Below are 24,793 nucleotides of genomic sequence, written 5' to 3'. Positions count from 1 at the left end.
TATCTATGGGCCCAGTTAAGAAGGGCTGAAGCAGTCGTTAAGAGAGAATTAAGCCATTGGTTAAGGCGTAGATCCGGACGGATGCGCGCAGGCACGCATACGGCCCTGAATCCGGCGCTTCAGGGCCGCATGCCGGGGTCCTTGCGCTGTCAGGTGGGCCGGCCTGTTACGGGGAAGGACGGGTCCTGATAGCCCCTGCCGCAGTGCTCTCCAGGGGGCACCAGCTGGTCAATGCGCGCCTCGACTTCGGGTGTGATCGTCACATCCAACGCTCCCAGGTTGTCCTTCAGCTGGTCCATAGTGCGCGGGCCGATGATAGGAGCAGTTACCAGCGGGTTCGCCATTACCCAGGCAAGTGCGAGCTGCGACAGTGTGCAACCGACCTCTGTAGCCACGGGTCCCAATGCTGCTGCGAGTTCAAGATTAGCTTGCCGGAACTCGGTCTGGAGCATTCGAACATTGCCACGGCCGGCACGAGAGTCGGGTGGGGGCTCCTGCCCCGGCGAGTACTTGCCGGTGAGCACGCCCCGGGCAAGGGGGCTGTACGGGACTACGCCCAAGCCCAGTTCCCGCGCCATTGGAAGGATTTCGACTTCACAATCACGATTCGCCAGGTTGTACAGGGGCTGAATCGCCGCGAAGCAGTCCCATCCCCGAGCCGCCTGAATCCCCAGGGCGTGAGCTGTCTGCCAGGCCCGGAAATTGGAGCAGCCCACATACAGCGCCTTGCCGGCGCGCACCAGGTCCTCCAGAGCCCGCAGCGACTCCTCTATGGGCGTCTCCGGGTCCGGGGCGTGCAGGTAGAGCAGGTCCACACAGTCCAGCCCGAGACGCTCAAGGCTGGCCTCAACGGCGCGCAGGATGTGCAGGCGGCTACTGCCTCTGTCATTGGGACCATCGCCCATGGGCAGGTGGACTTTGGTCGCCAGAACCACCTGGTCGCGCACCGGCCTGATCGCCCGGCCCACAACTCGCTCGGATTCACCGGCATTGTACTTGTCGGCGGTGTCGATGAAGTTGATCCCAGCATCCAGAGCGGCGCGGATGATCGCCACTGATTCCGCTTCAGGCGTGGGGTCGCCGAACATCATGGTGCCGAGGCAAAGCTGAGAGACCTTCACGCCTGCCTTGCCCAGGTTGCGGTATTCCATGGATTGCCTCCATCTCTAGAGGACGCCGGTGCCTTCGTGGGAACCGCGCAGGTCCCGGCGCGGAAAGCACGGATGCGTCACGGCTTCACGAGAACCTTCCCCTCACCGGGCGGAAGAGTCAGCGTGAGTCCATCCTTGCCGCCAGTAAGCCTATCGCCGGTGAGGGCGTCCACCCATGGTCCGCCGGTCTTGAGTGTGACGGTGACTTCTGCATCTGGGCGGACGCTCGCGACGATGAGCACCGGCTTTTTGCTTGCATCGCGGAAACTGCCAATGCGTGCGTCACCTTCGATATTCACGGGCCGTCCGGGCGTCAGGGACATGAGCAGGGGCGAAAGCTTCGTGAGCTTACTGGCGAGATCTGCGCAGGGCTCGTAGATCGGCCGCGGTGTGCCGTCGTACTCCACCATGCCGTGCAGGTATGTTGGCATGTACTGGTAGATGAAGTAGAAGACCCCGCGGACACCGCCGGCGAGTGATAGCCAGGTCATTGCCCTCAACTCCTCGGGCGTCGGGTACCGCCAGTGGCTGTCCCCCGGCACCCCGAAAGCCTGGAGCACAACCCAGCGCGGGTTATCGCCGGATGCCTGGGTGAAGGTGCGCATCCCGCTCTCGAACCCGCCCAGGGTGTTGAGGGGCGTCCCTTTGTGGTGCGGGTAGATGTCAAAGACGGCTTCACTGAGCACGGTCTCCCGCGAGACCCGGGCCAAGGAGTCGGGGTGGCAGAAACACGAGAATGCCGGACGTTTCGGGTCAAGAGCCGCCAGGGCGCGCTGGACCAAGATCCAGTTGCCGATCAGTTCCCGGGGTGGCTCATCCCGGATCTGGTAGCGCAGGAGCGAGTCATACTTGCCGATCTTGCCGACGACTGCTGATACCGCGTCAAATACCTCGGCTTCACTCACCGGCGTGGTCTGGCTGACCAGGCGCACCAGCGGCCCGACCTCGAGGACGATTCGTATCCCAGCCTGATCGGCAGCTTGCAGGAGCGTTTCCCAGAGCGCCTCCGGACAGTTGGGGACAGCCGCGCAGTTGAAGCCGTGAGTGGCCATATCCCTGAAGCAGCGTAGGAAGTAGGCGTGTGCACCGGCGGGGTCATCCGGATACCCGGCCATCGCTGGTGAACCCTCGAACCATACTCCCACCGGGAAGAATGGCTCCACTTGGTAGCTGACAGGCGGCCACCGGTACTCAGTGTTCACCGCCACCGCCGCGGTGAATTCGCGCTCGTGGTCGCCGCTGAAACGGACGCGTACCGTGTAGTCGCCGTCCGGCGCAATCTTCCCCTGGACTTTGCCGCTCCAGGTGAGGTCAACTTCGTGCTTCTCAGTGGGCCAGGCATTGGTGAGAACCGCCAGCACATTGCCCTTCGCGTCGAGGATATCCACGGTCATCTCGCTGTCCCGCAGGGCGCCGACGTTGATCATCACCTCGTCGTTCACTCCGTCGCCATTGGGGCTGATCACCGCCGGGCTCACACTCAGCCACGCTTCGGCGTCGCCGGTTCCACGCAGGTTGTCGATCCATACTGTTCCCTTGCGCTTGCCGACCTGGTTGAGCATGAAGCCGATGCGGCGGATTCTGGACAGGTCCGCGCCGCCGCCCTGCACGGATGAGTCAGTCCGGAATGCCATACTGACCGTAGTCCACTCCGGGTGCCCGGTGTGAAAGTCCAGGTTCGTGCCGTGGGGGCCGTAGTTCACAAATCGGCCATCGGCGTCCCACAGGAACAGGAAGACACTCACCGGGTCTCCGGTCCCGCGCAGGTCGAAGCACAGGCCGCGGGTCCACGAGAGGTCGAGTTCCACCGGGCGAGCGTAGATGATGTGATTTGTGCCCGAATCGGCGAAGACGTAGTCGATCTGCAGGCTCTGTCCGCCGCCGTTGCCTGGCCCCGGCTTTACTGCGCAGCCGCTGACCTCACCATACTGCATTTCCGGTTGCCACGCGCTTACATCGCCCGAGAAGTCGTCGAGAAGCTGCGCGTGAAGATTCGCCGCGGCCACCAGGGCCATTCCGATGATAATGAGTCTGCGCACGTTGTGGACCTCCTGACGACTGTCGGATCAGATTTCGGCTGTCACGCAGGTCAAGCTCTCTGCGCCGCTTCGAACATCGCCACGACGTTCTCCGGCGGCACGTCATTCAGTACATTATGCACCTGGTTGAACACGTAGCCGCCACCTTCTCCGAAGACGCGCACGCGCTGGGTTACTTCCCTCTCCACTGCGTCGGGCGATCCGTAGATGAGGGTGCTTTGCGTCTCGGCGCCGCCGCCCCAAAAAGTGAGGTCTTTGCCAAACTCCCGCTTCAGGCGTTCGGGCTCCATGCCCCGCGCTGCCGTCTGGACAGGGTTGATGATCTCCACACCCGCCTCGATGAGAGAAGGTAGCAACTCATACAGCCCGCCGCAACTGTGCAGAAAGACCTTCATGCCGGAACGCTCCCGCACCCTCCGGTAGATGGCCTGGTGCCTGGGCAGGAAGAACTCGCGGTACATGGCCGGCGAAATCTGCGGCCCGTGCTGGGTGCCGAGATCGTCTCCGAGCTGGATGATGTCGATAACGTCGCCCACTGCCTCGATGAACTTGTCCAGGTTGCGCAAGTGATGCTCGGTGATGGCGTCCAGCAGCATGTGCACGTCCGAGGGGCGTTCGGCGAGATCCTGCAGAAAGCGCCCGAATCCCCGCAGGAACTGAGACCATTCCAGCAGATTCCCTCCGAAAGCGCACATGATGGCGCGATCTGTCTGCGCCCGGAAGGCCAATGCGGTCTTGCGGATCTCCGCCCAGCGGCTCTCATCGAACCCAGGATGCCACGGCGCACAGCCCAGACAGCTCCAGGTTACCTGCCGCATGTGGGTAGGCAGCTCGGCCAGGGATGCCGCGCTCAGCCCGGCGCAGTCGTCGGCCATGGGCCAGTAGCACTGGCTGATGTACGGTTGCCCGGCAGGCATGACGCCCACGACCTGCTCGAAGTCGCCCCTCCAGAGCCAGCCGCCCGCACCGTCGGGTTCAGGCTGGAACCACGCGGGGACCTTCGCCAACGAACCGTCCACGAGGGTCCAGTCATGCCAGTCATCGGGGCGGGTGAACCAGGCGCGGGTGAGGTCCACCACGTCCACACCGAACAGGTCGAGTATCGTCTCATGGGGCAGGGCAAGCCCCTGCACCACGTCATATTGAAGGGTGTCGTGCTCCAGCCCGAGGTGGTCCTTGAGGCGGTTGTAGGCTACGGACATGATCCCCGTAGACCTCATTCCACCGAAGTCGATGGGCACGCGGTCGGTGGGCTGGTGGGCAATAGCAGCAAGCACGCGCTCACGGGATGTCATGGCTGCTCCTCCTGGGCGCCGACGCGCACCGGGGTATCGTCGCTCGCGTTGACTTCCGGGTACTTCGTCGAAACGATGCGCAGGCGCAGTATGCGTGTTCCCTGCTCAGCATCGCGCGGGATGGCCAGATGCACGCCTACCCAGGCGGTTTCGCCGGGTCGGATCGTGACCGTCTCGGCAACGGGCTTCGCCCACTCTGCCGCCGGGCCCTCAAGGTGCACGCGGAAAGTGTGGGGGGCATTTCCGTGGTTGGTGATCTTGAAGGGGTGGATGCGGAACCCTCCGGGCGGCGTGACGAGGCTCTGAGCCGGCGTCCACTTGCCCACCTGCTTGCCCTCAGCATCCGCCTGGATTGGCCACTGGGCGGCCATGCTGATGTCCACCGACTCGCCCTCGTTGATCAGATCGAGGGTGAAGGGCATGAGACACGCAGGGCCCCGCGGTGCTCGGGCCACCATAACGCAGGGCATTTTGCGTGCCACGGCGTAGACCGGCGGCTCTGTGTGCAGTTCGAGAGTGGTCTCGGCTCCCGGCCGGAGCGTCTCGTCGGCCACGTGCACCGATGCCCAGGGCGCCGGCGCATAGAAGAAGCCCTCGATCGCCAGCGGCTGATCCGACTGGTTCCTCACAAGGAACTGGGCGATGTTCGGCTGCCCGGCCTTGACGGAGACACTCTCAGGCCCGCGGATGGTGAGCCGGTTGTCCTGCGCTGCGCCGGAGCCCTCGCGGAACCGGTGGAAGGCCTCGTTGAGCACGATACCCCCATCTTTCGGACGGATGAGACCGTACATGTCGCCGGCTTCGCTGTCCACGTACCAGCAGGTGACTTCGGCCAGGGGTTCGAGGCGCGGGTAGATTTCGGCGAGATATGCGGCCTTCGTGGCCTCGCTGTCAACCACGCCCGGGCCGCCCTTCCAGCCGCCCGATTGCCACCCAACTTCGGTGATCCAGATGGGCTTGCGGACGCCGAAATGGTTGAGCACCCGCCAGGCCGCACGCACGCGATCTTCGGCCAGTCTTGGGTTGCCTGCATAAGGGTGGAAGCCCACCAGGTCGCAGAACTCGAAGGCTCCGGTACGCGCCATTTCCATCAGGTAGCGCTCGCCGTGACCGTCCAGCCCCGCTGTCATCACTAAACAGTCAGGATTGCCCCGTTTCGCTCCCCGGTAAGCGGCGGCCAGCAGGGCTGTATAGTCTTCCACGGTGCCCGTCCAGAACTGGCTGATGTCCGGCTCGTTCCAGATCTCCCAGACATGCACCCGGCCGGCGTAGCGCCGGGCCACGGTCTCAACATACCGCTCCCAGGCGGCAAGGTCTTTCGGAGGCGATATGGTTGCGCCGTCCACCGTGGCCCAGGGAGGATTGCTGAGAAACAAGCCGATCAACTGGATGCCGGCCTGCTCGGCCGCTACTACGGTGGCGTCCATGGCGCTGAAATCATACGTGTTCTGCTCGCGCTCCCCAGCGGCCCAGCCGAAGCCTTTGCGTGCCCACCTGACCCCAGCAGCCTGCCACAGAGGCATATACTCCGGCCCTGCATGGCCGCAGATGCCCCAGGGAGTCGTGGTTTCGAGAACCGGGGTCTTGGGCAGGTCATCTGGAGGCGTGTCTCGCACCATCAGAGGGCTCACAGCGGTCCATTCGCTGAGGGACGCCCAGTCGGGTTGCACTTGTTCCGGCGGCTCCGTACCCGCAGGAAGCAGCCACCACAGTCCCTGCGCTGTGCCTGACTGCCCCGGCGCAATGTCGCCAATCCGAAGGTTGTGGGTGACCCGGAACATGTAGCTTTCGCCGATGATGGCGAACTCACCGGGGCCGAAGCGAGGAATGACCTCGGTGTCGCCGACCGCAAGATGCACGGCGGGGAAGGTGACGCGAGTTGCCGTGTCCACAAGCCCTGGGGCATCCAGCGACTTGTCACCACGCAGGACGTTCTCCGGCCGGTTGTAAAAGTGTGGAGCAATGGTATATCCCGCGCCAGGCAGGACGCGGTCACCCTCGTTGTGAACCGTCACTCTCAGAAAAACGGCGGGCAAGCCGCGAGCAACCGCAAGCTCCCTGGTGACCCGAACCGGCAGGCCCTTGATCTGCGCGGAGTGCTCCCATCGGATTGCCGCCGTCTGGTCTGCAGCCGTAGCCGTCCACGCCTGCGCCTGGCCTCCAGATAGTCCCGCGGAGCCTTCGGAACTCCAGACGCTCTCCTTCGTCTGGCGCCAGTCGGCTTCGAAGGTGATGACCGGCTGTCCCTGAGACCGTTGCAGGCGCATGAGCCGGCCCCCGAGCTGGGGCGCGACTGCCGCCTGAACGAGGCCATTGTCGATGACCACTACCCGGCCGTCCAGTGGGCAGTCCTCGAAGCGGATCTCGACATGTTGGGCCGAGACCGCAGCTGTGATTGCGACCATCATTGCCACGGCGGTCTTCACACGCGCTTCCTCCAGACGCGGCGGGGTACGTCAGGCTCCATCTTGCAGGTCACGCCAGGCTCCGAGCGACTCGCGGAAGGGTGGCCGAGCGATCCCAGCTTCCGTGATAATTCCTGTGATGAGCTCCGCGGGAGTCACGTCGAATGCAGGACTATAAATGTGAACATCTTCGGGCGTTGCCGATCTGCAGGCCAGCCCGGCGAGATGCGACACTTCTTTAGGATCGCGCTCTTCGATGGGTATCCCGGCACCATCCGGCAGGTCGTAATCCACCGTCGACAGCGGGGCGGCCACGTAGAAGGGAATGCCGTGGTAATGCGCCAGAACCGCCACGGAGTAAGTGCCTATCTTGTTTGCGGCGTCCCCGTTGGCCGCGATCCGGTCGGCCCCCACAACGCAAACGTCAACCCGCCCCTGCTGCATGACATAGCCTGCCATGTTGTCGCAAATGACCGTGCAGGGGATGCCATCCTGGTGCAGTTCCCAGCTCGTCAGGCGTGCGCCCTGCAGCAGCGGCCGGGTCTCATCGGCCCAGACATGGAGGTCTCCGTGGGCCTCCCATGCCGCGCGGATGACCCCCAGCGCGGTTCCGTAACCCGCCGTGGCGAGGGCACCCGCATTGCAGTGGGTGAGCACGTTCGCGCTCGGTGGGATTACCTCGGCGCCATTGCGCCCGATGGCCTTGCAGCGCTCCAGGTCATCGCGGGCAATGCGCACGGCCTCAGCGGGCAGGACTTCGCGCATCTCAGCTACGGTGCTCGCGCCTGCACTGGCCTGAGCCATGCGCTCCAGCGCCCAGAAGAGATTGACCGCCGTGGGGCGAGTAGCTGCCAGGGCCGTGCGCGCAGCACCCAGTTCCGCCCGGAGTTCCTCAATGCAGGAAGCGGTTGAGCGGCAGGCGACAAGCGCCATGCCCATCGCCGCCGCGCAGCCGATTGCCGGCGCGCCTCGCACTCGCAGGTTCCGGATTGCCTCGCAGACCTGGCCCAGTTCCGTGCAATCGATGATCTTCTCTTCGCCGGGCAGCAAGGTCTGGTCGATCATGCGCACGGCCGGGCCGCCGGGTAATTCCACCCACTCAATGGTTGGGATCATCGCGGATCACCGGCCCCGTTCGGCAAGCAGTTCGTCCCGCAACGGGGGCTCGAGATTCCGCAGGGCCTTGTCTACGATGTCGAACCCCGCGATCTCGCTCCAGCCGTCCAGAAGCGCCTTCGCGATCGGCCCGACCTTGCCATCGCCCACTGGCAGACCATTGAACCGGGTGGCGGGCATGATGCAATATGGCGTGCTGGTGAAGAACGCTTCATCAGCCACGTACACATCATAAGGCTGCAAAGGGCAGACTTCGACGGGAATGCCTTTGCTGCGGGCGATGTCGATAGTGGTGCGCCGGGTGATGCCGTCCAGGGCGTTCCACGGCGGCGGAGTGCGCACAATACCGTCCTTGGCGACGAAGAAGTTCCCCCCCTTGTTCTCGCAGAGGAACCCGTCCACGTCCAGAATGATGCCCTGAGCTCTTGGGTCCACCAGTTTGACTTCGAGTTCGGCCAGAGTATACGGCAGGCGGCTGCGGTTCTTGATCTTGGGGTCCAGAGACTGGGCGGGGGTCATGCGAGACATCGGCGTGACTGCGTGGCACCCCCGCACGAAGAACTCGGCCCAGTAGTCCAAGTTCATGGGAGCGGTGTGTATGATGATAGTCGCCGTGCGCCTGGCAGATGGGTCACCCGATGGGAAGTACCCGCCCCGCGAGACGTTATGGACAATCCAGATGTCCTCGTCGGGACCGTATGCGGGGAAATTCCGCTCGGCGACCTCAAGGGTAACCCGGACCATTTCGTCCGCTGTCATGCCCGGGTCGATTCGCATGATCTTCAGTGAATCATAGAGCCGCGTCACGTGCTCCTCGAGCTTGAAAGGCTTCTGCAGGAAGGTGCGCGTTGACTCGGTGGCGGTGTCGCCCAATTGCACGGCGGAGTCGAAGATAGAGATCTTCGCGTCGGGCTCGGCGAAGTATTCGCCGTTGATGTAGACCAGGCGCTCAGACATGGTTCCTCACCCTGCGGAGTGGCGAATGAGTGTGCGGACAGAGCAATTCGCCGGGGATGGGACGGAGACCTTGCATGGGCCGCCCCGCGCTTGCGCGTAGGTCGAGCGTCCCGCTCGATGCCGTCCTCGCCCCCGGTCTCTCGGCAGGTGCTCTTCCCTTTGACGTCGAACAGAGCGCCCAATCATTGCGTTGGAGGTAGTCGCCATGTCCGCGCGGTCCCTGGTCATCCTGCTGGTCAGCCTCTGGTGTGCAGCGGCCCTTGCTGAGCCCGTCTCGCGCTGGGACGGTGAAAGCTGGGTCCTCGAGAACGGTGCCCTGCAGGTTCGCGTCGATGCGGACGCCGGTCGATTCTCGGTGCTGGACAAGGTCTCCGGCTATCTCTGGCGCGGGCCGGATGCGGGTGCGGTGCAGACCGTGGCGCCGAGCATACCCAGGCTGCCCTCCGCGCCCGTCATCGATGGTGATCCCTCGGACTGGGGCGATCGCGGGGCCGCTATTCCTTTCACTCCGGACATGCTTGCCGATGCCCGCACTGTGGACGGCCCGGCGGACTTGTCCGGCACGTGGAGAATTGGCTGGACGCCGCAGGGGCTCTTCCTGTGCGGCACGATGCGTGACGACCGGCTCATGCCCCCATCGGCGGATGAGAACGAATGGTGGTACCGCGACAGCGTGGAGTTCTGGATCGGTGCGGAGCAGTACGCCGTGCGCTTCGGCTCATGGGGATCCAACTTCTGGTCCCGGGGAGCCATGCCGCACGGCCAAAGAGCGGCCTTCAAAGCGTCGCCGACCGGGTACACTCTGGAGTTCGTACTTCCAGCAGAGCTGCTTGGAGACGCCATCGCGAAGGGCCCTGGAGCCGCATTCCGATTCGCCATTGGCGTCAACGACTGCGACGGCGAGGACGGCCGGCAGGGCCAGTTGTACTACCCCCGTGGTTGGGCGCACTCGAACCCCGACACTTTCGCGCGGTTCACCCTGGCCGACGAGAGCGGGAAAGAGCCGGTGGCCGCTCCGAGCCGTGAGCCCGTGCTGACCTACCGAGACGACTCGCCTACGCAGGGCAACCGCCTCGTCTTTCAGGGCACGGCGGGTGAGGGCAGCAGTCGATTCCCGGTAAGCATCACCTTCCGGCTGGAGGGTGATGCTCCCAACCTGTGGATCGACCTTGACACTGACGACCGTTCACGCACAGTGGGACGCTTCTCGGTGTTGCACCCGCTGGTTCTCGACAAGCCCGGCGGCCGTATTCTGGCGGCCGCCTACTGCAACGGTATAGGCGTGCCCACGGATGACATGTCCTGGCGCGGCAGGCAGTGGTACACCTGGAGCATCGATATGCCCTGGGTCGGGGTTACTGACGGCGACATCGGTTACATGCTTCTCTGGGAGCTTCCGGTATCCTGCGATAACGGATCGGCAATCCTGGAACGCGCTCCGGTTGGCGGGAAAGACTTGCTCGCGCCCTCCGCTAATCACTACCCCATCAAGGGCATCTTCGCGGAGCCCCGCAGTATCCGGTATTCCTTCTGCTCCGCCGGCGGGCACGTGGCAATCTGCAAGCGGTATCGAGATTACGCAAGGGAGAACGGGTTCTTGGTCACCCAGTATGAGAAGATGAAGGCCAAGCCCCATCTGGAACGCCTCCTCGGGGCGCCGGATATCTGGGGACGCAGCGATCTGAAGTTTTGCCGCGAGGCGAAAGCTGCCGGAATCGACCGGATGCTGGTGAACTCGCCCCAGCCATGGGATGACATGAAGAAAACTGAGGCCCTCGGCTATCTCATGGGCGTCTACGATAACTACGAGGATGCCTTCGAAGGCGACCCCGGCAAGTACGGAGATTTCGTGGAAGCGGACGACGTGGTGATCAACGCAGACGGGTCACGCATGAAGGCCTGGCTGACCAAGGGCGACAAGCCAAAGCAGTTCATGAAGCGTTGCTCGGCGTTACACGAGGCGGTGTCGCGTCGCTGGGTTCCCAAGGAGCTTGAGCAGTATCCGTATAACGCGCGGTTCATCGACGTCACCACCGCAACCGGCCTGCGCGAATGCTTCCATGAAAAGCATCCGCTCACCCGCAGTGATGACCGCCGGGTGAAGCGCGCGCTGGCTGCCTACCAAGGAAACGAGTTGAACCTGGTGCTCGGAGGCGAGCATGGACGATGGTGGGGGGCCGACATCTACAACTACTGGGAGGGCATGCAGAGCGGCGGCTTTTACTCTTGGCCCGCTGGATACGTGGGACTGGACATTCCGCAGACAAGAGAAGAGATCGGTCGCCAGTATCTCGAGTGGGGGCTGGGAGAGGCCAACCGCTATCCCCTGTGGGAGCTTGTGTTTCACGACTGCGTCGTATCTACGTGGTACTGGGGTGACAGCACCGGGCACCTGCGCCGTGCCGCGCCGGAGTTGGGCTACAAGAAAGACGCCTTCAACATTCTCTACGGTACCGTACCGCTTTACTGGGTCGCCCAGGACTACAGCTATAGGTGGGATGTGCCCGAGACCCGCGAACGCCTTCTGGAGAGCTACCGCAACACCTGCAAGCTCCATGAAGTCATCGGGTTCGAGGAACTGGTGAGCCACGAGTTCGTCACCAAAGACCGTGCAGTGCAGCACACTGTCTTCGGGGACGGCACCAATGTGTGGGTGAACTTCGGTGAGAAGCCCTGGACTTTGGAGTCAGGCGGCCAGAGCTGGGAGATTCCGCAGTTCGGCTTCTATGTAAAGGGCCCGAAGATCGAGCAGTATCGGGTCAACCGCGTCTGGGCGGCTGCGGACTACAAAGGACTGGATGAAGAAGCTGGGCACATTGGCGGAGTTGCAACTGCCAATCGAGTGACCTGTATCCGAAAGGATGGATATCTCTTTGTGGAGGGCGACGTGCCCGGGCTGGTGGAGTCCTTCCTCGGGTCTCCGGTGACTGCCCGGCGCGATGGTCCAGCGCGAATCAGGATCAGCGCGCCGATGTCGAAGTGGGTCCGGGTGAACTGGCGGGCGCTCTGTCCGGATGCGGGAGAAGGAGCCTGGCGCATCGTTGCGCTGGATGACGCCGGGGACCCGGTGAAAATCGGCGATACCGTGAAGACCCAGAATGACATGCTCATGCTGCCCACCGGGATGCTGGTCGGATCGGTAATGCTCATCGGACCGGCGGAGCTCGCGCAGATGACCGAACTGTCCATCACGGGCACTCGCAAGTCGCCGGATGACCCGGAGCGTCCGAAGCAGGGCGATCCGCTCACGGTGGCGTTGACGGTGGAAAACCAGGGGGGAAAGGATTCCGGCGAAGTCTCGATTGCTGCTTATCTCGGCAGGATCGGCGAAACGACCCGGCTCGGTGCTAAGAGCGTTTCAGTGCCCGCGGGCCGCGCTGCCGTGGTGGAGTTCACCTTCCCGAGCGAGCGTTACGACGGCCCCACGACATTCTGGTTCCAGGTGGACGACGGCAATGCAGTGCCCGAGCTGTGCGAGCGGGATAACACCGCCGAGTGTGGATTCAAGATTGAGCCCGACCTCGCACTGTGGGACGGCAAACTGAGCGTGACCGTGGACATGGGCGACCTGCCCAGGTGGCTGCCCATCGCGAAAATGCCCTTCGACCTGGAAGCGGAATGGAAGGCCCTCGGCAAAGAGGGCAGAGCTGATCCGGGCGCGATACGGGTCATGAAGGAAGGCGAGGAGTCACCTTACCTGCGACTGTTCCCGTGCCAGTATGACGCGCAGGCGAAGGAACTGTCCTTCGAGATGCTGGGCCGTTTTGAGCCGGGCCAGAAGGTGCGTTGCGAGATCCTGCTCGACGATGCGGGCAAGGCTCGGCACCAGCCGCTCTCGGCGAGCTGGTGGAAGCCACAAGAAGATGTGTTCCATAGCCCGCGTATGGTGGTGCGGTTCAAGGAAGGCTACATCCGCGGCGTGGAGAGCCAGTACCCCTTCGTGAAAATCATCGGCAATCTCGGTGTCTCTTCGGCGGACACGGGCTGGGTAGATGAGGTGGGGGAGGTGGAGAGCTTCGAAGTGGTGCAGGACGGCCCGGTATTCACACAGATCCGCGTGAAGAAGAAACTGCGTGGGAACCACTCGTACGACAAGCTCTACACATTGTACCGAAGTCATTTCACGGTGACTATGCTGTCGGCGGAACGTTTCGGCATTCCGAGTCGGGCCTACTACGTGACCCGCTGTCTTTTCGAGGACGACAAGGGTAACAAGTCAATCATCGACGGCAAAGGGGACGCGGAGGACGTGGCCGGAAAGAATCCGAACCCGCGGTGGTACGCGACCTGGCCTGAGCCGGAACAGGGGAAGGAGGGTGAACCGGCGGAGTGGGCGCTGTCCTGCGTCGCGGTCACGCCGCACGAGAGCCTGACCTACTGGGATGCAGGCAGTTGGGCGGGAGTGGGGTTCAACCCGCGGCAGCAAGCGGGGGCAACGGTTGCGTACATCCTGCACAATGCTGAGGACAAGGTGACGGGGGTGCCGGGTTTTGCAGAACTTGATTACCAGCGTATGCAAAGGCCGGTAGTGGTGATGCGGAAATGAACGGCGGAGGGTAATGGCAAGAGCGATGCGAACGGACCGAGCATGCGCCGAGGTCGGGCTGTCGGGGGGCAAAAAGAACCCCCGGCTTCGGCGCCGGGGGGCCGTAACAGACGGCGGGGTCAATTGACGTACTTACGCGCCGATGACCCTGACCTTGTCGGCCCGCGGCCCCTTTGCGTCAGTCACAACCTCGAACTCCACAAGCGCGCCTTCCTCGAGGGACCTGTAGCCTTCGGCATCGATGCCGGAGTAATGGACGAAAACGTCCTCTCCACCAGCATCACGCTCAATGAATCCGTAACCCTTCTGATCATTGAACCACTTGACCTTGCCGGTTTCCACCCGTCTCTTACCTCCTTTCTTTTAGACCAGCGCCTGTCTCTTTCCGGCAAGACCAACGTGCCATTGCCATCAGAGCCCGTGGGGATCGTCCCGACATTTCAAGGCGCACGAATAAGCAATCCCGGCACCCCGAGCAGTTCTTACTGGGGATACTGTTCATGCTACATACACCATAACACCGACAGTCCCCGGCTGTCAAGTGCCCTCGAAACACTACCTATGGTAGTGAGAAGCGCACTGACGACCTTTTTCTTGCGTTCTGGTGTTATTCGATGAGCCACTCGGTCACGTCGGCCGAAGGCGTCAGCTCCACGTCGGCCTCATGTAGCGCGATTCCTGGTGTCTGATCTCCCTCTTCATCGCGAGTCCTCAAAGTGATACCTTCGGTCCTGTTCAAAAGACCCGGAAGGTTCAGTCGAAGCTGCTTCACACCCCGATCAACCGGCGGCCCGGCAAGAACTTGGTCGTTGAAGATCGGGTACTCCTCACTCTTCAGCGCCCTCCAACTGCCAAGATCGCCACAGGGGATGACCCGCAGGGGACGTCCTTTGCGGATGAGCACCGCACCGTCCACTGTGACGGGACCTTCGGTGACGGGACCGACGCCGGAATTGAGGTAGGTGTACTCCGGGCAGTCAACGTAGTCCACGCGACGTCCGTCCACCAGGGCGCTGTAGGCGAGGATCTCCCCGGGCTTGTGCATGACCCAGCCGAAGGGCGGCAGGACGTGTTCACGACCCCCGACGCTCAGTTTCCAGGGCTGCTCGCGATTATAGTTCACGTAGACCGTAAGGCCCCTTGAGTAGGTTACGCGCAATCTGCCCTGGTCGCGAACGCCGCTTCGTAGCGCCTCGCTGGTGCTGACGTACGAGGAGGCCGCCTCCGAGTACCACTGGATGCCGGCCACGGTGTCCGGCAGGTACTCTCGTTGCGGCCCGGACAGCAGGCTATAGTAGTGTATGGTTCGGGCTAACGATGGGAAGTACCCGTACCCGATCATCGCCGAATGTCCGTGGGCGATGGTCGCCGCAAGCCAGTGATAGAACGGCTGATGGTCCGTACCCTTTCCCGGGTCCTTGTTGAACTCGGCAAGGGCTTCCGTGCCGAAGAAGCAGGTGGGCAGGTAACCCATAGCCGTCCCGATCTGCTTTGGGTGGATGCGCAGGAGGTCGAAGTCAGGCAGCAGCGGCTTGACATCCGGTTTGGTGACACCAGCCCATTGCGCATAGTCCATGTCCGCAAGACCAGCGTACATCCAGCGGCAGATGCCCTCGCTGCACAGGGAGCCCTGCTGGACGTGGACTTCGCGGATGCATTCGGCGTTCCCGAGAACCGTGGCCCGTGCCGTCCCCGCACCCTCGACGCCTGCCTCGAAATCCTGGGCATCAGGGCCGATGTTGGTGTGGACATCCAGATATACGCAGTCTGTTGGGTAATGCTCTCTGATCCGCCGGCCGACTTCGCGGGCGATGCCGGCCATTGCGTTGTTCTTGGTCCAGTAGTGACCGAACCAGCCGTCCGCCAGGCTCCCGTCACTATTCAGGCAGACCTTGCCCTCGTCCCAGAACTCGTTGATCGGCAAGTAGCAGTCATAGTTGACGATCATCCCCCACTTGTATCCCAGACTCTTGATCTGCTCCCGATAGCGGGCGACCTGATCTATGCTGAGATCGGGTCTCGGCCGCCAGCGCATTGCAAAGCCTTCGCCAACGCGCTGCCACCAGATCTGGGCGAAGGTCACGCTGATGATATGGTCCAGCCCGTACCGTTTCAGGGTCTGGTAGTAGCCGGGAGTGAACACGGAACTCATCACGTACATGTCCGGCGCGAGTTCCTCAAGCTTTGGCGAGCGGGGCGTGGCTATTGAGGGGAGCACGTCATGGATGTCATCCGAAACCGTAACGAGTATGCGCTCGTGCAAGTCATTGAGCGTGCCGTCGGTCAGTTTCATGTACCGCGTGTGTCCGGCGATCCGCAATCCGTCGTCGTCCGGCTCGGTGCGGGCCCCGGTGCTGTCTAGCCTGCTGCTGGCGGAATGATACCAGTCCGGCAGTACCGACGTGAACGCTCCAGCGCCCATTGCGACACAGGGCCCGGGAGCGCTGCGGAACATGAGGTAGGGGATCTCTATGCCGCGAAGATCACCGGGCCCACGCACCTTGCCCAGGTCCAGAGCGGTCGCAACCCCGCCGGGGCAGTCGACCTCAACCATCAGGGCCCGTCCGCGCAGTTCGTGGCTCACCGTGTACCGGACCGTGGATTCGCCGGCCTCAATGCGCCAGCGCTGGGTCATTCCAGTCCCCTCAAGCTCCCAGCCCTCGCAGGTGAGTTGTGCGTGTTTCGCCGATACGGGGCCCTTTGGCGTGATCAACTCAATGGCCGCATCGGCCATGGGCTGGAACTCAGCGCCGTCGTTGAGCCTGGCCGTGATTCCACCGAAGCCACCTTCGACCGGTCGGACGATGTAGGTTACGTTCGAGGAACCGGTGCGCGACACGAAACGCACGCCGGAGCCGTCGTCCAGTCGTTGGACCGAGACCTCGCAGCCCGCCGGTGGCGGCGGGAGCATGTTGTCCTCGCTGGTCGGGAAAGGCGGATCGGTGAGCCTCCCCAGTGCGGCGTATGGCTTGCGTTCGCGCTTGTGGAAAGCCAGAGACTCCAGGTACATGGTGATCGGCTTGTCCACGCGGCTGCACGAGAGAGTGATGCTGTGGAAGCTCAGCGGAGGCTCCAGGTCGCTGCGCAGCTGCTCCTCGATCAGGCCCTGGCGAAGCTCCCAGTAGTCACCACGCAGCGACCCGCAGTCCAGTTCGGTCGAGTTGCCATTTTTGTCGGTGACTGCCACCGTGACTTGCACCGGCGCACCTGTCGCACTGTGGCCGTGGTTGCTGTGGAGCCAGAAATTGACGGCATTGGTGTCCGCGGGGACCTGGATAGGTTCGGGCGGGGTGATCACCACTGAAGTCCCGCGCCCTTGGCCGAACCGGACCCGCAGCGTCTGGTCCCGCCAGATGCGCTGAGCCCGGGATGCTGCGAGGGTTACCTCCGCATCCCCGCGAGCTTCGGCGGTCCAGCCATCGAGATGCTCGAAGGTCACCTGGGGTGTTGGCTTCTCGGGCCGTTTCGCCCATGCGATCTCGTATGGAGGCTCGCCCGGTTGCTCGTCAGAATCGGGCGCAGACTGGATCTGAATGATGCGTCGGTTTTTCACGTCTGCAATCGCGGCGTCACGCATGGCGGCGACTGTCTCCGGGGCCAGGAGCCCCACGCCCACATTGCGTACTGCCAGCGGCGCCTGCTGTTTCAGGGCCGCCGGCAGATTGGGCTGAGCGTAGGCGACTCGGAGCTGGAAAGTCTGGCCGGGTCGGACGAAGCTGCTGAGGTCCAGCAGGTAGCGGGAATCTTGCCCCGTGCCCGCGGTATTGAAATCGTAGCTGTCGGCGAACATGACCATCCAGGCGTCGTGGTCGCGATTGTACCAGGTGAAATGGTACTGGCCGCCGGAGAAGTCAAAGGAGGCAGGCTTGTTCAGCAGCCTGGGACGTGCCTGAGAGTCACGGACCACGCGATCGTTCACCCAGAGCCTCAGCACCCAGTTGCACCCGCCGCCTTTGCTGCCCGGAACGTGCAGGCGAGCATCAAGGCCAAGCACAACCACCCCTTCGCCTTCGGGGGCAGTGACGGTTGTGACCCAGTCCTGGGCGGGGAGAGCCAGGACCTCTTCCACCTGCACAGGCTGGAGCTGCAGTTGGTCGCTCTGTGCGAGGGCGAAGCCACAGACCAGGATGATAGCTGCGAGTACGGTCGCTCTTGGCATGCCGACACCTCACGCGAGAAGGATTCCGCGTCACTCCCGTGGCAATAGGCGCCGGAAGGAGTGTGTGTATGATTACTGACCTCAACATTCCCCGCGCGGTGCAGCTTGTCCTTGATGATGTCGGCTGGCGTGAAGGCTGGTCCCTGGATGCGGAGGGAGGGCCATGGCGCGCCGGGGTGGATCGCCTGATGGAGCCCGGCGACTACGCTGCCATCGCCAACATCGGGGCGGAGCTGAACATGCGTCCTCAGGCGGTCATGGTGCTCTGCGAGTGGGACCGGGAGAACCTGTGCGCGCGGTGCCCATCCTGCACCCAGTCCGGCGCGAACTGGGATAACCGGGGTACGATCGGGCCCTGGGCCGACGAAGCGGCGGACATATTTCGAACACGCGCGGCCCATCTCGAGCTGGCGATGCACGGCGTGGGTCACGAGTACTGGCTGAACGGACGGCGGGTGCGCGCCGAATGGTACGGAGCGCAGGAGGGCCTCCGCTGGCCCTGGGAAGACTTGCTGGAACATCTGCACGTGTTCCGGGAGATCCTGGATCAGCATGGCCTGGGCCCGGCAGACGGACATAGCCTGCCGCTGAGCGGGGTCCCGTGCGCCTTCAACTACTACCTCGACGACGCTGACCCGCATTCCACCGGAGCCCTGTTCCGGGAAGCACAGGTTCGGTACTGCTCCACGCCTTTCGGGGGCGGCTTCCACGCCCACAGCCCACTCATCGCAGTTGACGGCGCGCTGGACCACGGCCTGCTGGTGATTGATCGAATGGGCAATGGGGTCCCGTACAATGTCTTCGACACGGTGCCCGTGGAACTCACGCGCAACAGCATCTGTGGTATTCACTGGCCCAACATCCTGTCGCCTGATCCGGATGAGAACGCGGCCGCGGTCAGTCGCTGGGTTGAGTTCCTGCGCGCGGTGGGCACCCAGTCCGACATGATGCTCGCGGCCAGCTCGGCGGAGTGCTTCTCGCAATGGGTCTGGCATACATTCGCGCGGGTTGATCAATCAGACGGGGAAGTCGTGCTGGATACCAGCGGTGTTCCGAGTGAGTTGCTGCACATTGCCTGCGACGGGCCGCTTTGGCTCAAGCTCAGACTGAAGCCCGGCGAGCACGTGTCGCGGGTGATCACCGACGGGCCCGTTCCAGCCCAGTACGGGGCAACAGGTCACCACGCACTGCTGGGCCTTTGCGGCGTAACCCCGGGCACTCACCGGCTGCGCATCGAGACCGGTCCGCAACCGCTTTCCCCTGTGGTTGTCCGGGATGGGACCTGCGGCGTGCTGGGCCTCACAATGCACCGGGACTGCATGCTGGTGAACATGCGGGTGTATGGAGCGCAACCGGTGCGGATCAGGCTTGCCTCCGAACCGGTCGCTGTAGAGACGGACAACCCCGGTGTGCGTGCGGAGGCCACCGACTGGCAGCCAGAGGCTGGGCTGCTCACAATCAGACTGGACGCTCACGACATACAGGGCGAGATCGTGGCGCTGAGGCTGCGGAACTGGACGCGAGTTGAGGAGGCGGGCCCGGGTTATCTGATGGGGCCACTGTAGATTACATCGTCCCAGTCCTTTATGCCCACCACGCTCTTGTATTGCTCGAAGACCTCGTCTTCGCGCGGCGTGCCCATCGCCTCGAAAACATACCAGATCGGCTTGCGTCCCCAGGGGTCGCCGGGTTCGTCCCTGAATTTCCGCAGGCCGATGCGCAGTCCGAACTCCTGCCGGTTGTCCAGCCACGCGTGGTACTGGAATGCCTCGATGCTGTCCAGCCGCTTCAACTTCTTCCAGGTGTATGCCAGGCCTGCCGCCTGGTCGCGCAGAGACTTCTCCGAGTAGTCCGGGGAATTGAGCCCCTGTTCCGTGCAATGCACGGTGCGCTGGGTTTCGCCACGGAACCAGTTGGACTTCAGCTTCGCCCAGGCTTCGAGTACCTCGAGATTGCGGAAGGTGATCTTCGGCGTATCCAGGGAGAATGTGACGTGTTTGTCCTCCCACGTGCGCGGGTTGAAGAGCGAATCGGGGTACGGGTGAAATGCCAGCGCCCAGTCGAAATCGCCCTCGGCAGCGCAGTACTGATTGAGCAGGTCCAGCAGGCCCGCTCCTGTGTAGAAGTGCGGGTCTCCCTTCATGTTCCAGTGGTGTTCCAGGGAGATGAAGGCCTTCCCGTTGGCATCGCGCTGTCGCAGGATGAGATGGGCCAGGCGCATGGACCGATGGTATAGATCCATATACAAGACATCGGTCTTCTCGCCCGCATTGGTCCACACCCAGCCCGCGTTGATCTCGTTGTGAAGTATGAAGTGGTGGATGCGGCCGTACTTGTTATCCTCCCGGCTGTAGCGCTTGACCAGGTAATCAAGGGCAGCCGCGTAAGCGAGCACGCCCTCCTCGCTGTCCATGTTGGGCATCACGAAAATGCCTGCCGGGTCCGCGTCCGGGTGTGCGACGATGCGGGACCAGTCGCCTTCCGGGGCATTGTGGCCCTGCGCCAGGAGGATGATGGCCGAGACGATGATGCCCCGCTTGCTGGTCTCCGCGAACGTCCGGTCGAGGTGGGCCACCGTGCCCTCATTGATGTACCACGTCCGCCCGCCGAACTCGAAGGCCGCGCGTCCATCACCGGGGACGGTGGCGATCAGCCCGTTGAGCAGGATATTGACGGTGACCGCCGAGATGTCCAGGTCATCGAGGTCGCTGACGATGTCGCCCCACGGACCGAAGCCCCCCAGTCCCTTCTTCCCCCGAGGCTTTTCGAAAGGCATATTCTGTTCGGGCACAATCTCATCCGGGTAGCGCCCGGTCGAAAGGAGAGTAAGCTGTCGGCGGCCGCGCTTGACGATCGCCCAGCGTGAGTAGATCCTGTCCCGCGCGCCCTCCATCCGTGGCAGGGTGATTCGAAACTTCCCGCGTTTCTCGATCGCAGTGAGTGTCGGGACTTCACGCAGCCGCGTGATGTCCGCCCAGATTGGCACTTCGGCGAGAAGCAGGCGTCCATCGGACTCGCAGGTGTCGCCCGCGACGGTGACCTCATCCGCAGTCACACGCACCTCGCTGACGCGCGCAGGGAATTTGCCCTGCAGATACTCGCGCAGGCGCGCGTCCCGGTCCACCGCTTCCCGCTTGCGGGCCTCCGCGCGGGCCTTGAGTTCCAGTTCCCGCTCCGTGGGTGGGCGCAGGACAATGTTACGAATGCGCACGGTTCGGCCCGCGTGATTTCCGGGGTCCAGACGCAGGCCCTCCCACTTGCCTTGCAGGGCGTCCAGCACAGGCTCCAGGTCGATGGCGTACGAGGTCCAGCCTTCGGCCAGCGTGAGGCCGGGGCCCTTGACGCTGTTGGCCTCGGAGAGGGGCGGGAAGATGTAGACCTGCACACTGTCGGTGCCCTGGGGGCAGGCATATTCGAAAGCCAGAACAGTGTCTTCCGGGCCTGGTTGGCCGGAGACCCGCTCCAGGAACACGTATGGGTCGTGTTCGGTGGTGACGATCTCCCACGAGCCGTCGCCGGGGTCTCGGAAGTCGACGCTGTGGCTGTTGGTGGCGACGGGACGGTACATGACAGACTGCGCTTGAGCACTCATAATGCCTCCCAGAATCAGCATCGTGGCGAGCGGGACCGCAGTGTGACTACGCATGGGATCGCTCCTTCATCATCAGGGCGCTGGTTGATTGGCTCGGGATTGTCCGGTCCCGTGCCTCCACGGGCGCAGGCCGAAGACGCTGAAAGTAACTGTGCCGCGCAGAATCTCAGGGCCATTCGGGCCGGGATTCGCCCGGTCATCGACGCCCACCCAGGCGGAGAACCGTACGGCGTCGGCCGGCACCTTGTAGATGATTTCGGCCTCAGAGAAGCAGCAGAGGCCTTTCTCAAACCTGCGGCCGTTGATGCGGATCGATCCGCTGCCGGGTGGGTTGCCGTCAACGGTCATCTCGTGATACGTCTGCTTCGCTGCGACAGGCTTGAGTTCAGACAGGTAGAGTTTCGACCCGTCCGCACGTGCGAAGGCCGCGTCCGCCCAGCCCGCCCAGTCGCTCCAGCAACTGTTGCCGCCATCGCCAACCACCAGTCGCAGCTGATCCAGTCCGGCCACCGGTACATCTACCCGCAGGGCATCGTCGCCACCCCTGAGCAGGGGGGAACCAAAGAGCCGCACCGACGATCTCAGTGCGCGGGTGACAGTCTGCCCCAGAGCCTGCGAGCCGGCGAACAGGCGAGCTTTGACAACGGCGCTGCCTTCCAGTGCGAAAGGCTCGGCGTAGGCTGGAGATTCCGGCGTGGGCTCGGAGTTGTCCAGTGTGTAGCGGATGGTTCCGTTCTCAGCGGCGACGGAAAGCATCACCAGGTCCCCGTCAGGGAGCGTCTCGGCTGCCGGGTAGAGCGTGACGACGGTGGGGTCCGGGTCAAGCACCAGCGCGAAGAAGCGGGTATCTGGAGCGGCGTCGATCCGGATCTCGTCGCCCGCGGAGCCGGTCTGGAGCACTCGGCGATCGGCGCTTACCGGATCAAGTTCTACCAACGCGCAAGGGCTTGCCGCATCCCAGCCGGTCAGGTCGCTGGTGCGGAAGCGGTACTGCTTGCCTGCTTCCAGTGATAGTTGCCAGCGCTTCGGGCTCACCCGGAAGCCCACGAAGCGTCCATCGAGTTCCACTGGGCCGACCTTCCGCCGGTCTGGCGCTTCCCCAACGAAGTAGCCCTCCGCCTGGATGCTCTTCACCACCGCGCCGTCCAGCCAGAGTTTCGTCTGACGGAAGGCCGGTCCGGTGACCAGATATCCGCCGGGAGCAAGGGTCACCGTCTCGCCGGAATCGGATGTATACTCGCGGGGATCGTCGCCGAAGTTCACCACTGCAGTATGTCCCGTATCGAACCGGGTCCGCTGGAGGGCCATGTCCGGGCTCAGGAACTCGTGGTCGACCAGCCTGGCGAAGGCCACCTCGCGGTGGAAAATGCAGGTGTCGCGATAGGACTGCATCAGGCGTTCACGGTTGCGTTCCCAGCCGTAGCCTTCGTCGCTGCGCCACAGAATCGGAACACCGCCATACAGGAGGGTCTGGAGGTCCTTTTGGTCCGAGACTTCCGGCGCGGCGTCGTGGTGGAAATCCGGGCCGTCCCCCCAGTACCAGGTGGATACCGCGCAGTCATGGTAGACCAGTTGCCAGAACGGCACGCGGGTGTCGTACCCGTGGCCGATGCGCAGGTATTTGTCGGTGTAGTCTTCGCGCGAGACGGCGCGTCTCAAGCGCCCCGGGTCCCAGCCCCCGTCCCGCGCACGGTCCCACCAAAACGGGCCGCCAAGGGAGCCTTCGGTCCAGTCAATGAACTCAATGCCCCAGTCATTGCCATGCTCGGCGCCGACAACAAGCCCCTTATCGTTGAGCCAGCGGAAGCACTCGCGCCGGTAGGCCATGTCCTGCCGGCGATCGAATGTGTGCTGGGGGTGCCAGTCCTCCAGGAGATGGATGGCGAGAGCGACGTCCATGAACCAGGCGTTATAGCCGTAATGCTCGAGTTCCGCGGGGGCGTAGGTTGTGAGCGCCCTCATCGCGAAGGCTGTGGAACGCATGAAGTGCTTGTTGAGTTCGTCCTCCCAGCCGCCCTGGGGGCCGGAATCCGGCCTGGAGTGAAAGGCCGTCTCCTTCAGCGGATCGCGCTGAGGGCCCGTCGGACCATCGAGGGCGTCGGTGACGTTGTCATAGGGAGCGGTCAAGTAGCCCAACTCGTTGAGCTTGCGCAGGGAACCATGGTCCCACAGGCCGTGGTGGGCGTTCGCGAGTACGCCGGCGACCATTCCTTCGGTCCTGGCTTCCTGGATGAACCGCCAGGCATCTCGGGCGCCCCAGAGGATCGGCGCCCCCCTGAGCCCCGCGACCTGCGGGCGCTGCTTGAGCTTCCGTGAGAAGGGGAGCACATGCCCCTGCTCTGTGGCGTACTTCCTGTACAGGTTCGCCAGCGCGACATAGCCGCCCGAAGGCACAAAGCGGTATGACAAACGGCGCGGATAGCCGAAGGTGTCCAACGATTCCTGCCAGATAATCTGCGGCCAGCAGCGCTTTTCGGCATCAGGGGCGAGGTGGAACAGGGCGTCGCAGGGCGTTTCGACCAGCGCCATCATAGCATCGCCACGGGGCGAACTGACCACGCCCACCAGCGGCATGTTAGTGGTGGCGGTGTTCCCATAGACCGTGAGTAGCTTGCCGGCGTAAGCCTCCTCTTTCTGATCCACGTAGACTCCCGCGGAACGGTCGCAGAAGACAAGCTTCGCCGCGGCAAGATCGCTGGTAAGCATGGGCGGGTAGTCCACCAGCGCCTGGAAACGTGACCGCGGGTGCTCGGTGCTCAGCTCGAAGGAGACCGTTCCCTGTTCAGGCAGGGACACGGTACTGGTGTAGTCCGTGCGGGTACTGTGGTCGTACAGGTCGAGCACCATCGTCCGGGAATCGGCACGCCGCGCTCCAGTGAGGAGCGCCTTGCAGCCGGAACCGTTGGCGGTCCATCGTCTCCCCGTGCGGCGGTCAACCACACTGTAGCGGTGGTCACGGGTGCGCAGGGTTACCCGCAGGGCATCGTTCTGTATGGTGAGATGGTCGGGAAGGGAATCACGCGCAGCCAGGATTTCCGCAGGGTACGGATCGCTTTCGAAGCGGATCCAGTCGATCTCGAAGGTGCCCGGTCTGTGCCCCACGGCGAGGCGGACCTGGAGGATCGTGCCAACTGCGGGGAGCGGAATCGCGATTTCGTGCCATTGATTGTCATGAGGCACCGGGAAGCGCACCACGCCATGCATGCCGATGTCGGGGCGCTCCCGGGTTCTGATGTACGCTTCGCCCTGGCCCACCATGGTGTCGCTGGTTCGGATGCGCATGACCAGCTTCGCGGGAGCGGGAGTCTCGGCCTGGGGCAGCCAGAGCCATACCCCGGAGCTTTTTCCGGTGATCTCGCACCTGAGCATGCCGTCTTCGACATTCGAGGTGCATCCGTGGGGCCAGAGCGCCGATGCGTCAGGGTCGTCAAAGGTCCACTCGTGCAGGACCTGCCCCGAGGCGGCTGCGCCCCAGAGCGCGACGGCACAGCAGCAGATCGTGGCGCGCAGCACGTTATCTCGCCTCCGTTGGC

12 protein-coding genes are annotated in these 24,793 nt (G+C 63.5%); 2 read left to right on the top strand and 10 right to left on the bottom strand.

What is annotated here, in order from left to right; all coding sequences use genetic code 11:
* Positions 1–149: 149 nt before the first annotated feature.
* The 6 genes from HPY44_09530 to HPY44_09505 form a co-directional block, all read right to left on the bottom strand.
* Positions 150–1,151: an aldo/keto reductase gene (locus HPY44_09530; GenBank protein NSW56244.1), complete on the bottom strand. Its 1,002-nt coding sequence runs from the start codon at positions 1,149–1,151 to the stop codon at positions 150–152.
* 77 nt (positions 1,152–1,228) lie between these two features.
* A complete protein-coding gene (locus HPY44_09525; protein NSW56243.1) occupies positions 1,229–3,190 on the bottom strand; it encodes a hypothetical protein in 1,962 nt (653 codons plus the stop codon).
* A 50-nt stretch (positions 3,191–3,240) separates the two neighbouring features.
* On the bottom strand, positions 3,241–4,485 hold the full coding sequence (locus HPY44_09520; protein ID NSW56242.1) for a methyltransferase: 1,245 nt from the start codon (positions 4,483–4,485) through the stop codon (positions 3,241–3,243).
* Complete coding sequence (locus tag HPY44_09515) at positions 4,482–6,911, bottom strand: hypothetical protein (GenBank protein NSW56241.1); 2,430 nt, start codon at positions 6,909–6,911, stop codon at positions 4,482–4,484. The genes HPY44_09520 and HPY44_09515 overlap by 4 nt, the downstream gene beginning before the upstream one ends.
* A gap of 30 nt (positions 6,912–6,941) precedes the next feature.
* Positions 6,942–8,006 (bottom strand): S-methyl-5-thioribose-1-phosphate isomerase, encoded by a 1,065-nt coding sequence (gene mtnA, locus HPY44_09510; protein NSW56240.1) that lies wholly within the window; start codon positions 8,004–8,006, stop codon positions 6,942–6,944.
* A 6-nt stretch (positions 8,007–8,012) separates the two neighbouring features.
* Positions 8,013–8,963: an aminotransferase class IV gene (locus tag HPY44_09505; GenBank protein ID NSW56239.1), complete on the bottom strand. Its 951-nt coding sequence runs from the start codon at positions 8,961–8,963 to the stop codon at positions 8,013–8,015.
* A gap of 205 nt (positions 8,964–9,168) precedes the next feature.
* Between HPY44_09505 and HPY44_09500 the strand changes: the two genes are divergently transcribed.
* Positions 9,169–13,509: a hypothetical protein gene (locus HPY44_09500; GenBank protein ID NSW56238.1), complete on the top strand. Its 4,341-nt coding sequence runs from the start codon at positions 9,169–9,171 to the stop codon at positions 13,507–13,509.
* 132 nt (positions 13,510–13,641) lie between these two features.
* On the opposite strand, the gene HPY44_09495 is transcribed toward HPY44_09500, so the two are convergent.
* Together HPY44_09495 and HPY44_09490 are read right to left on the bottom strand one after the other, a co-directional pair.
* Positions 13,642–13,851: a cold-shock protein gene (locus HPY44_09495; GenBank protein NSW56237.1), complete on the bottom strand. Its 210-nt coding sequence runs from the start codon at positions 13,849–13,851 to the stop codon at positions 13,642–13,644.
* A gap of 265 nt (positions 13,852–14,116) precedes the next feature.
* The gene (locus tag HPY44_09490) at positions 14,117–17,668 is read right to left on the bottom strand and encodes a hypothetical protein (protein NSW56236.1); all 3,552 of its coding nucleotides are present in this window, start codon (positions 17,666–17,668) and stop codon (positions 14,117–14,119) included.
* Positions 17,669–17,736: 68 nt separating this feature from the next.
* Here HPY44_09490 and HPY44_09485 point away from each other — a divergent pair, with 68 nt between their 5' ends.
* Positions 17,737–19,233 (top strand): hypothetical protein, encoded by a 1,497-nt coding sequence (locus tag HPY44_09485; protein NSW56235.1) that lies wholly within the window; start codon positions 17,737–17,739, stop codon positions 19,231–19,233.
* Here HPY44_09485 and HPY44_09480 read toward each other — a convergent pair.
* Together HPY44_09480 and HPY44_09475 are read right to left on the bottom strand one after the other, a co-directional pair.
* A complete protein-coding gene (locus HPY44_09480; protein ID NSW56234.1) occupies positions 19,212–21,314 on the bottom strand; it encodes a hypothetical protein in 2,103 nt (700 codons plus the stop codon). The two genes, HPY44_09485 and HPY44_09480, sit on opposite strands and share 22 nt — an antisense overlap.
* Positions 21,315–21,332: 18 nt before the next feature.
* On the bottom strand, positions 21,333–24,773 hold the full coding sequence (locus HPY44_09475; GenBank protein NSW56233.1) for an NPCBM/NEW2 domain-containing protein: 3,441 nt from the start codon (positions 24,771–24,773) through the stop codon (positions 21,333–21,335).
* Positions 24,774–24,793 lie beyond the last annotated feature (20 nt).

The organism is Armatimonadota bacterium, from assembly GCA_013314775.1.
In the GTDB taxonomy this organism is placed as follows: Bacteria; Armatimonadota; Zipacnadia; order Zipacnadales; family JABUFB01; genus JABUFB01.
The sequence above is the reverse complement of the archived record's forward strand: the minus strand, read 5'-3'. Positions and strand labels throughout refer to the sequence as shown.